The sequence below is a fragment of the Pseudomonas sp. SC3(2021) genome, assembly GCF_019856535.1.
Taxonomy (GTDB): domain Bacteria; phylum Pseudomonadota; class Gammaproteobacteria; order Pseudomonadales; family Pseudomonadaceae; genus Aquipseudomonas; species Aquipseudomonas monsensis.
Genome location: NZ_CP082236.1, coordinates 5,366,916 through 5,380,564, shown reverse-complemented (window position 1 = coordinate 5,380,564; position 13,649 = coordinate 5,366,916). Strand labels below are relative to the sequence as shown.

11 protein-coding genes and 1 pseudogene are annotated in these 13,649 nt (G+C 61.8%); 3 read left to right on the top strand and 9 right to left on the bottom strand.

Translation table 11 applies throughout. From position 1 onward, the window contains the following. Positions 1-342: 342 nt before the first annotated feature. Complete coding sequence (locus K5Y35_RS23815) at positions 343-1,734, bottom strand: aldehyde dehydrogenase family protein (protein ID WP_186747193.1); 1,392 nt, start codon at positions 1,732-1,734, stop codon at positions 343-345. A gap of 103 nt (positions 1,735-1,837) precedes the next feature. On the opposite strand from K5Y35_RS23815, the gene ptrR reads away from it, so the two are divergent. After that, the gene (gene ptrR / locus K5Y35_RS23810; protein WP_222834493.1) at positions 1,838-2,716 is read left to right on the top strand and encodes a putrescine utilization regulator PtrR; all 879 of its coding nucleotides are present in this window, start codon (positions 1,838-1,840) and stop codon (positions 2,714-2,716) included. A 21-nt stretch (positions 2,717-2,737) separates the two neighbouring features. Here the strand turns inward: ptrR and K5Y35_RS23805 are convergent, their stop codons facing one another. Together K5Y35_RS23805 and K5Y35_RS23800 are read right to left on the bottom strand one after the other, a co-directional pair. Beyond that, a complete protein-coding gene (locus K5Y35_RS23805) occupies positions 2,738-3,361 on the bottom strand; it encodes a glutathione S-transferase family protein (RefSeq protein WP_222833127.1) in 624 nt (207 codons plus the stop codon). A 101-nt stretch (positions 3,362-3,462) separates the two neighbouring features. Then, entirely contained in the window at positions 3,463-4,878 is a 1,416-nt protein-coding gene (locus K5Y35_RS23800; protein WP_123467893.1) for a purine-cytosine permease family protein, read from the bottom strand. 351 nt (positions 4,879-5,229) lie between these two features. Between K5Y35_RS23800 and K5Y35_RS23795 the strand changes: the two genes are divergently transcribed. Next, positions 5,230-6,141: a LysR family transcriptional regulator gene (locus tag K5Y35_RS23795; RefSeq protein ID WP_222833126.1), complete on the top strand. Its 912-nt coding sequence runs from the start codon at positions 5,230-5,232 to the stop codon at positions 6,139-6,141. Positions 6,142-6,159: 18 nt separating this feature from the next. Here K5Y35_RS23795 and argE read toward each other — a convergent pair whose 3' ends face one another. The 6 genes and pseudogenes from argE to K5Y35_RS23765 form a co-directional block, all read right to left on the bottom strand. After that, positions 6,160-7,308, bottom strand: coding sequence for an acetylornithine deacetylase (gene argE, locus K5Y35_RS23790; RefSeq protein ID WP_222833125.1), 1,149 nt, complete (start codon positions 7,306-7,308; stop codon positions 6,160-6,162). Next, a complete protein-coding gene (locus K5Y35_RS23785) occupies positions 7,305-7,982 on the bottom strand; it encodes a DUF1028 domain-containing protein (RefSeq protein WP_222833124.1) in 678 nt (225 codons plus the stop codon). The genes argE and K5Y35_RS23785 overlap by 4 nt, the downstream gene beginning before the upstream one ends. A 154-nt stretch (positions 7,983-8,136) precedes the next feature. Continuing rightward, positions 8,137-8,553 (bottom strand): RidA family protein, encoded by a 417-nt coding sequence (locus K5Y35_RS23780; RefSeq protein ID WP_123467902.1) that lies wholly within the window; start codon positions 8,551-8,553, stop codon positions 8,137-8,139. A gap of 55 nt (positions 8,554-8,608) precedes the next feature. After that, a complete protein-coding gene (locus K5Y35_RS23775; RefSeq protein WP_123467904.1) occupies positions 8,609-9,928 on the bottom strand; it encodes a flavin-containing monooxygenase in 1,320 nt (439 codons plus the stop codon). Between the two features lie 186 nt (positions 9,929-10,114). Then, positions 10,115-10,429 (bottom strand): annotated as a pseudogene (locus tag K5Y35_RS23770) (TolC family protein); the annotation flags it as partial. Positions 10,430-10,597: 168 nt separating this feature from the next. Then, positions 10,598-11,416, bottom strand: a complete 819-nt coding sequence (locus K5Y35_RS23765) for an alpha/beta fold hydrolase (protein WP_123467908.1) — start codon at positions 11,414-11,416, stop codon at positions 10,598-10,600. A 523-nt stretch (positions 11,417-11,939) separates the two neighbouring features. Here K5Y35_RS23765 and K5Y35_RS23760 point away from each other — a divergent pair. Further along, positions 11,940-13,646 (top strand): ShlB/FhaC/HecB family hemolysin secretion/activation protein, encoded by a 1,707-nt coding sequence (locus tag K5Y35_RS23760; protein ID WP_222833122.1) that lies wholly within the window; start codon positions 11,940-11,942, stop codon positions 13,644-13,646. Positions 13,647-13,649 lie beyond the last annotated feature (3 nt).

Below are 13,649 nucleotides of genomic sequence, written 5' to 3'. Positions count from 1 at the left end.
CCCCATGCCCCTGCAGGAGCGGGGTGTCGCGGACGAAGTCGATGAAGGCCTTGAGCGGCGCCGGTACGTGCCGGCGGCTTGGGTAGTACAGGTGCAGCCCCGGGTAATAGGGGCACCAGTCAGCCAGCACTTCAATCAGCCGGCCGGATGCTGTTGCACATCCTCACGTTGATTACTCTGGTCTCGGCGGCGGTGGTGCTGGGGTTGTTGAGCAAGGGGCGGACTGTCACGGAAGCGCAGCAGGTCGCGACATGACAGCCAACGCTTGTGGCTGCGGTCGCTCCCGCAAAACCCATGCAGGCGCAGGCCTGCAGGGAGATGGGTAACGCCTGGGATCAGCGGTTATTTGCGATCCAGCCACACGGTTTGCGCGTTGCAGAATTCGCGTACGCCGAAGTGCGACAGTTCGCGGCCGAAACCGCTTTTTTTCACACCGCCGAAGGTCACGCGCGGGTCGCTGGCGGAGTAGCCGTTGATGAACACGCCGCCGGTCTCCAGCTCGCTGGTCAGTTGCTGGGCCAGTTGCACGTTAGCGGTGTAGATCGTCGCGGTCAGGCCGAACTCGCTGTCGTTGGCCAGGGCCACCGCATGCGCGCAATCGCGGGCGGTGATGATCGACGCCACCGGGCCGAACAGTTCCTGTTTGAACGAGGTCATGCGGTCGGTGACATCAGCCAGCACGGTCGGCTCGTAGTAGTTGCCCGGACCTTCGGCCTTGCTGCCGCCGAGCAGGAGGGTGGCGCCTTCTTCGAGGGTGTCGCGCACTTGCTGATCAAGTTCGTCACGCAGGTCGAAACGTGCCATCGGGCCGATGTAGGTGTCGGCGGACAACGGATCGCCGACCTTCAGCTTGCGCGTCGCTTCGACGAATTTGCGGGTGAATTCCTCGACCACACCTTCTTCGATGATCAGGCGCTTGGCCGCAGCGCACACCTGACCGGAGTTCTGGTAACGACCGATGACGGCAGCTTGAACGGCTTCGTCGAGATCGGCGTCATTGAGCACGATGAACGGGTCGGAACCGCCCAGCTCCAGCACGCATTTTTTCAGCGCAGCACCGGCCTGAGCACCGATGGCCATGCCGGCGCGGACGCTGCCGGTCAGGGTCACGGCGGCGATGCGCGGGTCGGCGATGGCGGTCGAAACGCCTTCCGGGGTGACGTTGAGCACTTCGAATACGCCCTCAGCGAAGCCGGCGTTGTTGAAAGCATCGCGCAGCAGGTAAGCGCTGCCCATCACGTTCGGCGCATGCTTGAGCACGTAGGTGTTGCCGGCGATCAGCGCGGGTACTGCGCCGCGCAGCACTTGCCAGATCGGGAAGTTCCACGGCATCACCGCGAGGATTGGGCCGAGCGGACGGTACTCGATGCGCGCCTTGCCGCCTTCCACCTGGGTCGGCTCGGCGTCGAGCATGGCCGGGCCGTGTTCGGCGTACCACTCGCAGAGCCTGGCGCATTTTTCGATTTCGCCACGGGCCTGGGCAATGGGCTTGCCCATTTCCAGGGTGATCATGGTGGCCATGGCTTCGGCGCTGTCACGCAGGGCGCCGGCCAATGCGCTCAGGGCGCGGGAGCGGTCTTGCAGCGGCTTGCGTTTCCACTTCGAGAAACCGAACGCGGCGCGGGTCAGCGCAGCGTCGAGGGCCTCGGCTGATTCAAAGGCGTAGTGACCGATCTGCTCGCCTGTGGCGGGGTTGATCGAGATGGCGTGGGTCTGGCTGGAAATCTGGCTCATGGCTGGCTCCTGCGAGTTCAGTGGATGGGCCCAGAGTAGGCTGGCGTTTGTTTTCTGGAAACTGAATAATAAAGATCGTTTCTTTCACGATTGGAGAATGACTGTGGATCTGGTGCAGCTGGAAATCTTCAAGGCCGTTGCCGAGCACGGCAGCATCAGCGCCGCCGCGGCGCAGATCCATCGCGTGCCGTCGAACCTGACCACACGAATCAAACAGCTGGAGCAGGATCTGGGCGTCGATCTGTTTATTCGCGAGAAGAGCCGTTTGCGTTTGTCGCCGGCCGGGTGGAGTTTTCTTGAGTACGCGCGGCGGATTCTCGACCTCGTGCAAGAGGCCCGAGCGACGGTGGCGGGCGAGGAACCGCAGGGCGCGTTTCCGCTGGGTTCACTGGAAAGTACGGCAGCGGTGCGCATTCCCGAGTTGCTGGCGGCGTACAACCAATTGCACCCCAAGGTTGATCTGGACCTGTCGACCGGCCCGTCCGGGACGATGATTGACGGCGTGCTCTCCGGGCGCCTGGCGGCCGCGTTCGTCGATGGCCCGGTGCTGCACCCGGCGCTGGAAGGCGTGCCAGCGTTCGAGGAAGAAATGGTCGTCATTGCACCGCTCAATCACGCACCGGTGCAGCGTGCGGCAGATGTGAACGGCGAGAATATCTATGCCTTCCGTTCCAACTGCTCTTATCGGCACCACTTCGAAAAATGGTTCAGCACCGACGCTGCCGTGCCAGGCAAGATTTTCGAGATGGAGTCCTACCACGGCATGCTCGCCTGCGTCAGCGCCGGTGCCGGGCTGGCGCTGATGCCACGCAAAATGTTGCAGAGCATGCCCGGCAGCGCCACGGTCAGTGTCTGGCCGCTGGCGGCGGATTTTCGTTACCTGACGACGTGGCTGGTGTGGCGCCGGGGCACGGTGTCACGTAGCTTGAGCATGTTTGTGCGCTTGCTGGAAGAGCGTGGGGTGGTGCGCGCAGAAGGGTAACTGACACTTTGTGTCATGGTGTCACGGCGTGCCGTTTCTGCCGTAGAGACGGAAGCCTTCGCGTTGGCTCAGACGTTCGTAATACGTCCTGACGGCAGGATAGTCCGGGTGTCCGAGTGGCGTTTCAAACCAGCGATTCACCGACAGCCCGATGGGAATATCCGCCAGCGAAAAACGCTCGCCGCTGACATACGCGCCGGTTTTCTCCAGTTGCCGGTTGAGGATGTCCATGTTCTTCGACCACTGTTCGATTCCGCGGGCCAGTGCGGCGCGGTCCTGATAATCCGGCGAGCGGCGCACCAGGGAAGTGAAGGCGTACGACCATGAGCGGTTCAGCTCCGAGGCCTGCCAGTCGATCCACTGATCGACGCGCGCGCGGGCGCGTGGCTCGGTGGGGTAGAGGTCTGCGCCGGGGTAATTGGCCACCAGATAACGAATGATCGTGTTCGATTCCCACAACGTGAAATCACCGTCCTGAATCACCGGCACCATGGCGCATGGATTCAGCGCAAGAAACTCGGGTGCGTGGGTCGCCTGGAATCCCGAACCCCAGTCTTCACGATCGAACGGCAGTTGCAGTTCAGCACAGGTCCACAGCACTTTGCGCACGTTGATTGATGAGGCTTTGCCGAGTATTCGCAGCATTGGTGGTCCTTGTTCCGTCATCGTCGGACTCAAAGAAATACCACAGCGCCATGCAGAAGGCCCGCACGAGGCGGGCCTTTTTTTAGGCTATCGGGACAATCTCACAGACTGCTCGCCAGTTTGCCGCCCATCATCCGCCGACGGTAAGACGTGTCGCGATTGGCCAGCCAGAAATACAGCGGCGACGTCACCAGCAAGCCCACCAGCCATGACAGGTCTGCGCCGTTGATATGCGCCGACACCGGGCCGACGTACAGCGGCGTGTTCATGAACGGGATCTGCACGGCGATGCCGATCGCGTATGCCAGCAATGCCTGCGGGTTGTAGCGGCCGTAGATGCCGCCATCGACCTGGAAGATCGACTGGATGTCGTACTGGCCTTTGTGGATGGCGTAGAAGTCGATCAGGTTGATCGCCGTCCACGGCACCAACACCACCAGCAACACCAGGACCATGTCGACGAAGTGCCCGATAAAGTCCTTCGACGCGCCGACGGCGGCGAAGCAGCAGGCCAGCAACACGATGATCGAAATCACTGCCCGGCTCTTGGCGGTCGGGATCCAGCGGTAGGCGAAGGTTTGCACCAGGGTAATCAGCGACAGCACCGCGCCATACAGGTTGAGCGCGTTATGGCTGATCACGCTGAGCAGGAACAGCACCAGCATCAGCGGGCCAATCGAGCCGGTGGCGAGTTTGACCGCATCCATGGTGTCCATGCCTACCGGTGTGGCCAGTACGGCAACGGCACCGAAGATGAACGCCAGGCTCGAGCCCAGCGCCGAACCCAGATAGGTCGTCCAGAACGTCGACGAGACTTTAACGTCGGCCGGCAAGTACCGCGAATAGTCGGACACGTACGGCGCAAACGCGATCTGCCACAGCGCCGCCAGCGAAACGGTGGCCAGCCAGCCGGAGAGGTTGAAGCTGCCACGGGTCAGGAAGTCATCGGTCTGGATATGGGTGAAGATGTAGCCGAAACCGACGACGATGCCGATCCCCAGCACCCAGGTGCCGATGCGGTTGAGCACGTGAATGAAGCGGTAGCCGATGATGCCGATGATCCCCGAACCGAACGCGCCGATGACGATGCCGACCGGCACCGGCACGCTGTCGACCACACCGTGTAATGACTTGCCGGCCAGCACGATGTTGGAGGCGAAGAAACCGATGTACATCACGCCGGCGATCAACACCACCAGCAAGGCGCCGAGCGAGCCGAACTGCGCGCGACTCTGGATCATCTGTGGAATGCCCATTTGCGGGCCCTGCGCCGAGTGCAGCGCCATCAGCACGCCGCCGACCAGATGGCCGACGAGGATGGCAACGATGCCCCAGACCAGATTCAAGTGAAACAACTGCACGCCCAGCGCCCCGGTGACGATGGGTAACGGCGCGATATTGCCGCCGAACCAGAGCGTGAACAAATCCCTGACCTTTCCGTGGCGATCTTCCGGGGGCACGTATCCTATCGTGTGTTTTTCAATCAGCGGAGCGGAGGTGGATGCAACGGTAGCCATGACGGACTCCAAGGCAAGGATGAGTACGTGGACGTACTTCGGTAAGCGCCGGCACGGGCGGCGCAATTCTTGTTGAAGCGATCATGTGCAAAGCCCCGGAATAGATAAATTAGTAAGTTTGTTGCTACAGACCTTAAAAAAAATATGCTTCGGCTGGTGGGGGGCTCCGGTATGGTCAACCCTGTTTTCATATCAGGATTTGCCGGGGCCCGTGGCGAGGGGATTTATCCCCGTCGGGCTGCGAAGCGGCCCCTCTTTTGATCTAAAAAAGCAGGGGACTGCTGCGCCTTCAAAGGGGGATGAAGCCCTCGCCACAAAAGTACTGCCAGACTTATTTCACCGGAGGTGCTCATGGCTGCCTACAACCTGCGCCAGCTCAAATACTTCGTCACCACCGCCGATTGCGGCAGCGTTGCCGAAGCTTCGCGCAAGCTCTACATCGCGCAACCGTCGGTCTCGACCGCGATCAAACACCTGGAAGAAAGTTTCGGTGTGCAGCTGTTCATCCGCCATCACGCTCAGGGTGTTTCCCTGACGCCCAGCGGCTCACGGTTCTATCGCAAGGCGCTGGAGCTGTTGCGGGTGGCCCATGAGTTCGAGCAGAACGCCCTGGCCGATAACGATGTGGTGGCGGGGCAGATTGATATCGGCTGTTTTGAAACCGTCGCACCGCTCTACCTGCCGCGCCTGATCGCCGGTTTCAAGGCTCGCTGGCCGGGAGTGGAAATCCGCATACGCGATGGCGAGCAGCAGGAACTGGTGCAGGCATTGACCGCCGGCAGTATCGACGTGGCGATGATGTTCGAACACGATCTCGACAGCACCATCGACACCACGCCGCTGATGCCGCCGCAACAGCCTTACGCCTTGTTGCCGGCCAGCCATCGCTTTGCGCAACAGGCGAAAGTCTCGCTGCACGATCTGGTGCTGGAACCGATGATTTTGCTCGACGTGGTGCCGAGCCGAACCTACTTCGTGAGCATTTTCGAAGAACGCGGACTGACGCCGAATATCGTCTTCAGCTCACCGTCGATCGAGATGGTGCGCGGTATGGTCGGCAATGGATTCGGCTTCTCGATTCTGGTGACCAAGCCGTTCAGCGACTACACCTATGACGGCCAGCAAGTGGTGTGTGTGCCGCTGGCGGAAACCGTGACCGGCTCGGGGCTGTCGGCCGCGTGGCTGCGGCGGGTGCAACTGACCAAACCGGTGCAGCTGTTTGTCGATCATTGCCGCGAAGAGCTGGCCCGGCTGTACCCGTGAGGGCCGCCGAGCCGGTTTTCAGACGCTGATCGAGGCAAGCATCCGTTGCAGCATGTCATCGCAAGCCTGCAACTGATCGAGGCTGACGAACTCGTCCGGTTTATGGCCCTGATCCATGCTGCCGGGGCCGCAGACCACCGTGGGTATCCCCGCCGCATCGAACAAGCCCCCTTCGGTGCCGAACGCCACGGTGCCGAACGCCGCAGAGCCGCAGAATGACGCAATCAACTCGGCTGCCTGGCTCTGCGCAGCGGTGGCCAGGCCCGGATATGCCGACAACTCGCTGAAGCGGATATCACTCTGCGCGCTGACCGCCCGCATGCGCGGCAGCACTTCGCGTTCGGCGTAGGTTTTCAGTGCCGCGGCGACCAAGGCCGGATCCTGTGAGGGCAGGGCGCGGATCTCGAAATCGAAGCGGCAATCGGCGGGCACGATGTTCAGGGCCTTGCCGCCGCTGATCACCCCGGTTTGCACGGTGCTGTAGGGCGGGTCGAAACGCGGGTCGTGATGCGCCGGCGCTTTCAGTTGCTGGCCGAGGCGACCCAGTTCGCCGATCAGCTCGGCGGCGTATTCGATGGCGTTGACCCCGAGCGGCGCATAGGCCGAATGGCACGGATGGCCGTGCACCTCGCAACGCATCGCCAGTTTGCCCTTGTGGCCGAGCACCGGTTTCAGTTCGGTGGGTTCGCCGATGATGCACAGCAGCGGTTTGATCGGGCGCTGTTGCAGCACCTTGAGCAGCGAACGCACGCCGAGGCAGCCGACTTCTTCATCGTAGGACAGGGCGATGTGCACCGGCCTGCGCAATGACGCGTTCACCAGCGCCGGCACCAGGGCCAGTACGCAGGCAATGTAGCCCTTCATGTCGGCGGTGCCGCGCCCGAACAGCTTGCCGTCGCGCTCAGTGAGTTCGAACGGTGGCAGTGTCCATGGCTGGCCATCGACCGGCACCACATCGGTATGCCCGGACAGCACGATGCCCGGTTGATCCACCGGGCCGATCGTGGCGAACAGATTGGCCTTGCTGCGTTCGTCGTTGTAAATCAGCGCGCAGGGCACATCGAATCGGGCGAGGTAATCGCGCACGAACTCGATCAGTTGCAAGTTGGATTCACGGCTGGTGGTGTCGAACCCCACCAGCACTTTCAGCAACTCGACGCTGTTCATCGGTCGTCACCGGCAACGCCGTAGCCCGGTGCCTTGGCCGGATCGAGGGCGCGGTCGATGTAGTCCTGCAACTGCGGGCGGTAGGCGTCCCACAGCGTTTGCAACTGACCGATCGGGTTTTCATCGGCCCAGTCGACGCGCAGGTTGACGATCGGCCAGGTCTGTTCGCCGACCACCACCACGGCGGCGGAGTGCACGGGACCGGCTTCGCCACCGAGGGCCAGGGCGGCGTGCAGGGCTCTGAGCAAGCGGTCGGCCAGTTGGCCTTCGCTGTCTTCGAAGGCGCTGACCATCGCTTCGATCACCGAGCGCCCGGCGAGCATGTTGCCGGCGGCCACGCATTGCTCGCCGACCACTGCGTTATGTACACCAAGGGTCTGCGAACCGCTGAAATGCGCGGTCTGGCCGAGGTGGTTGATGGCGGTGATCTGGCGGTACTGGCTGTAGCCGTTGCGCGTGAGCACCTGGTCCAGTGCCGCGTCGGGAGCCAGGCCTTGCTCCATCAGCGCGAGCACCTCCGGACCGAGGGAGGGCAGGGTGATGTTCTGGCTCGACACCGCGCCCACACCGGGCAACAGCCACGGGCAGCGCGCGCCGACGGCGATGCTGGAGGAACTGATGGCGACGCCGAACTGGCCGGTTTCGGGGCAGCGGGCGGCAATAGAGAAGGTCATTTGCTTGCTCCTTTCCAGGAAGATGTTGTCCTTGAAGGCCTCATCGCGGGCTTGCCAGCGCCCACAGGTATCGGGTCGATCAGGAAGCTTTCAAACAACCCCAAACCCTGTGGGAGCTGGCTTGCCAGCGATAGCCGCGACTCGGTGTGATGTCTTACTCAGGAATCACTGCAACCACATCAATCTCCATCAACCACTGCGGTTGACCCAGCGCCGACACCACCAGCCCGGTGGAAATCGGGAACACACCTTTGAGCCACTTGCCGACCTCCTGATACACCGGCTCGCGATAACGCGGGTCGATCAGGTAGGTGGTGGTCTTGACGATATGGCTCATGTCGCTGCCGGCTTCTTCCAGCAGTTGCTTAACGTTGCGCATGGCTTGTTCGGCCTGCGCACGGGGATCACCCAGGCCGACCAGGTTGCCATCGAAATCAGTACCGACCTGACCGCGCACATACACGGTGTTGCCGGCACGCACGGCCTGACACAGGTCGTTGTCGAGCGTCTGGTTGGGGTAGGTGTCTTTGGTGTTGAACATGCGAATGCGGGTGTGAGTGGGCTGGCTCATGTAAGGCTCCTGACGAATAAAGGCCCGGCGCACCGGCGCCGGTGGAAAAGGGGAATCAGGCGTCGACGGTGTCGGCGGCTTTGCTGTGTGCGTTCGAATGCAGGGCGGCTTCACGCTGCTCGGCATCGCGATAGTCCAGGTACTTGCGCTGGGTGGCGATGTGATCGGCGACGTGTTTGGCGTCGTGCCACACGCCCCAGATGAACGAGGAACCGCGCCGTGACTGCCACGGCAGACCGAGGAAATACACCCCCGGCTCGCTGGACACACCGCGCTGATGCACGGGCTTGCCTTTGTCATCGAACGCCGCGACTTGCAGCCACGAATAATCCACGGCGAACCCGGTGGCCCAGATGATCGACGTGACCCCGGCCTTGACCAGGTCCAGATCGGCCAGTGGGTGTTTCACGCACTCGGGGTCCGCAAAGGTTTCCCGCGCCTCGGGTTCTTCCGGCAGGTCCAGGCCATTGCGCTCGATGTAGGCGTCGGCCGCGTCGAGCAGCGCCAGATAGTTTTCGTCGCCGCGCTTGAGGTTGTCGATCAGGTCCTGCTTGAAACTCACCACGCCGTTGTTGAACGACTCGGTGACGCCGACCAGCGTCATGCCGCGATGGGCCAGGCCACGGAAGTCGATGGTGCGCCCGCCATGAGCACCACTGACCGCGATGGTCACGTGCTCGCGCCCCGGTTTCATTGCCGCCTGATCCCACTCGCCGAGCACGCCCAGCCACCAGCAGAAATCACGGTTGCGGTAGGCGCGAGGCGGGCGGTCGTGGGCGCCGACCGAGAGGTACACCTGCTTGCCGGAGCGTTGCAGTTCATCGGCGATCTGCACGCCCGACGAACCGGCGCCGACCACCAGCACGGCGCCTGCCGGCAATTGCTCTGGATTGCGGTAATCCGCGGAGTGAATCTGCAGCAGACGCGCGTCTTTGGGCGCAATCGCCGGGATCACTGGCGTCTGAAACGGGCCGGTTGCGGCGACAACACGGCTGGCTTCGATGACGCCTTCAGAGGTCTGGACGGTGAAGCCCGGACGACCGACATTGCGCACCACGCTTTTTACCTCCACACCGGTGCGGATCGGCGCGTTGAATTTCTTCGCGTAGGCTTCAAAGTAATCGGCTACGCGCTCTTTGGGGGCGAAACCGTCGGGATCGACGTCATCGAATTCCAGCCCCGGGAAGCGGTCGTGCCACGCCGGACCGTTGGCCACCAGCGAATCCCAACGCCCGGTGCGCCAGCGTTCGGCAATGCGATTGCGCTCCAGCACCAGGTGCGGCACACCGAGTTTGCTCAGGTGCTCGCTCATGGCTACGCCCGCCTGGCCGGCACCCACGATCAGCGTGTCTGTTTTTATTATTTCAGTGGTCATCTCTACATCCTTCCTAGCAAGGCAGTGGGATTCGGGCGCTGTTGGCTTGTCCGTTTTGCTTGCGGTCAGACTAGGGAGGAGGGGGGGATCGGTAAAATATTATTAAGCTGGGATGTGAAGATAAAATTCTGATGCAGAGGCCCGGAGTCCGCGTATATCAAGGGCTGCACGGCTGCCCGGCCAGGCTCAGAACGACAGCCGGGGCCCCAGATAGGCATTGGCGCTTTCGATGTCGTCGTCGCCCAGTGCGCCGACGTCGGCCGCCAGCCGCAGCCTCGCCAGCAGGTAGCGGAGTTTGGCTTCGAACAGGTCGCGGCGCGCGTTGAAGATCTGTTCCTGGGCGTTGAGGATGTCGATATGGGTGCTGCTGCCTGCCAGAAAGCCTTTTCTGGACGACAACAGCGAGCGCTCGCTGGAACTGACGGCTTTTTCCAGCGCATGAATGCGCGCTTCACCACTTTGTACGGCGCGAAACTCGCGAGTGGTCCCCGAGATGATCTGGTTGGGCATGTTGCGCTGACAGCGAGTGACTTCGTTGGCGTGGTTTGAATCGGCAACCGGTAAAAAAGGCGCCCACCTCAGGAAAGGGGCGCCTTTTTCGTGAACGGCACTTGGCGGTCAGGGAATTGAGTTCGGCACCGGCTGAATCAAATCCTCACGCAAGGCCGCTCAGCGGTTGAGGAACGCCAGCAGATCCTCATTCAACGCCTGCGCATGCGTCACTGCAAACCCGTGCGGCGCACCGGCGTAGACCTTCAGTTCAGCGCCCTTGATCTGTGCCGCCGCCTGTTTGCCGGTGGTTTCGAACGGGACGATCTGGTCGCCGTCGCCGTGGATCACCAGGGTCGGCACGTCAATTTTGCTCATGTCCGGGCGGAAGTCGGTTTCCGAGAACGCGGTGACGCAATCCACTGTGCCTTTGAGCGAGGCCATCAGCGCGATGTTCAGGGTTTGCGTGAGCACGCCATCGGAGACCTTCTGGCCTTGGTTGGTGCCATAGAACGGTGCGGCAAAATCAGCAATGAACTGTGCGCGATCTTTCAGCAGGCCAGCCTTGATGCCATCGAACACCGACTTGTCGACGCCTTGCGGGAAGTCGGCTTTCTGGCCGAACAACGGCGTCACCGCGCCCAGCAGCACCAGGCCAGCCACTCGCTCGCTGCCGTGCCGGGCGATGTAGCGGCTGACGTCGCCGCCGCCCATGGAGAAGCCCACCAGGGTGACTTCGCGCAGGTCCAGGTGCTTGATCAGCTGCGCGATGTCATCGGCGAAGGTGTCGTAGTCGTAACCGTGCCAAGGCTGTTCGGAACGGCCGAAGCCGCGACGGTCGAAGGCAATGGTGCGGTAACCGCGGCTGCTCAGGTATTCCATCTGGTATTCCCACATGTCCGCATCCAGCGGCCAGCCGTGGCTGAACAACACGGGCTTACCGCTGCCCCAGTCCTTGTAATAGATTTCGATGCCGTCGTGAGTGAAGAACGTGCTCATGAAAACTCCTTGCGTCAGGGTTCGCTGATGGGCGTGCAGATGCCGGAATGGCAGCCTTCACTATCTGCGCAAAGCAGGCGGGCGACTTGTATGCAGGTGCTGGGTTGCAATGACGTCTGATTGATCGCCAGGTTCTATGGTGCAACTTCGAGCGATTATTCGAGGGAGTATGAAGGCGTGAAACGCAAAAGCCTGCAGGGCAATGCCTGTCCGCTGGCCGGGCCCTGCAAACCGTGATCGTCGCGTTGTCGCAATGGGGCGGGGTTCATGTACGCGCCGGGTGAGCCGGGTTCGGTGATGGTCGATGCATAACATCGACAGCCGATTCGCAAACGGGAACTCAGGTCTGCAGAGGGTCGCTTATTGGCGCCCGATGAGGTGGCCACCCGGCTTGCTTTAGAACACTGAGGAAAACCCGCACGAATCCCCGACAGACGGTAGAAACTTAAGTTTGACGTCAAAATGATGGCCATCTACTATCGCGCCACTATTTTGATATCACTTTCGTCTCGAGGGATCGAACATGTCCTCACCCGCCCTCGCGGCGCGGCTGTGCGCAGTTTTGCTGTGCCTGTCTCCGTTTCAAATTGCGTTTGCCGCCCCCACCCCCGGGGAAACCGATCTGATTCGCGATCGCCAGAACCGTTTGCTCGAAGAGCAGCAACGGCGACTGGAAGAACTCAAGGACCTGCCGGGTAAAGACGTCAAACCTGCGCCACCGACGGCGCCCACGGATAGCCGTTGCTTTCTGATCAAGGACATCGAACTCAAGGGCGCCGACAGCCTCTCCGAGCGCGACAGGGACAGCCTGCTCAAACCCTACATCGGTGAATGTCTCGGTGTGCCGCAACTCAACGCGTTGCTGAAAGTCATCACCGACTACTACATCGAGAAGGGGCTGGTCACCAGTCGCGCCTACCTGCCACAGCAGGACCTGTCCGCCGGCCACCTGAAAGTGCTGGTGGTCGAAGGCAAACTCGAAGGCCTCAAGGGCGCCGAGAACAGCAAGCTGTCGGACCGCGAACTGGCGATGGCATTTCCTGGCAAGACCGGTGAGCTGGTCAATCTGCGCGAAATCGAGCAGATGGTCGATCAGCTCAATCGCCTGCCGTCCAATCAGGCCAAGATGGAGCTGTCACCGGGCGAGAATGTGGGTGGCAGCACGGTGCTGGTGACCAATACCCCGCAAAAACCCTGGCGTGCCGGCCTGTCGCGCAGCAACGATGGCCAGCGCAGCACCGGCGAGCAGCAGTGGGGCACGACGTTCGATTGGGACAGCCCGCTGGGCCTGGCCGATCAGTTGAGCCTGCGTGGCGGTCACGATGCGATGACCGATCACCAGCACACTTCCAGCAACGCCATGCTCAACTACAACCTGCCGTGGGGCTGGTGGAACTTCACCTACACCTACAGCCAGAGCGACTACCGCTCGCAGATCGCCGCCAACGGTTACAACTTCAAACAGACCGGCGACAGCGAAAACCACCAGGTACGCGCCGAGCGGGTGATTTATCGCGATGCCGTCAGCAAGACCTCGCTCAGCACCGGCCTGTCGTACCTGCGCACCAACAACTTCATCGAAGACAGCAAGCTCAAGCTCAGCAGCAATCGCATCAGTGAAGCGCAGTTCGGCATCAACCATGGCCGTCGCATCGGCAATGCTTTTGTCAACTTCGATGCGGGCATGCAGGAAGGCATCGGTGCGTTCGACGCCCAGGGCAGTCACGATCCGGGTCCGGGCGAACCGGATGCGCGCTACCGCAAATACACCGCGACCGTGAGCTATCTGCAGCCGTTCAAGCTGTGGGGCGAGTCGCTCAGCTTCAGCAGCCTGATGACCGGCCAGCGCAGCGAAGATGTGCTGTTCAGCCCGCAGCGCACCAGTCTTGGGGGCTCGTCGTCGATTCGCGGTTACAAGGATCAGTCGTTGTCCGGCGACAGCGGCGGTTACTGGCGCAACGATCTGCGCTGGGCGCGTCCGGTCACGGCCCAATGGCTGCAACCGGTGTTCAGCGAATACGGCACCAGCATCGGCTATGACCAGGGCGTGATCCAGAACGGTCGCTACAACGGTGATCAGCACGGGCGCATGTCGAGCAACTCGCTGGAACTGTTCGCCCGCGGCCAGCACGTCGCCGCCAGCGTGACATTCGCCCATTCCCTGGAACGACCGGATGTGCTCACCGAGCGCGAAGCACCGATCTATTTCCGCCTGGATTTCTTCATCTAATTA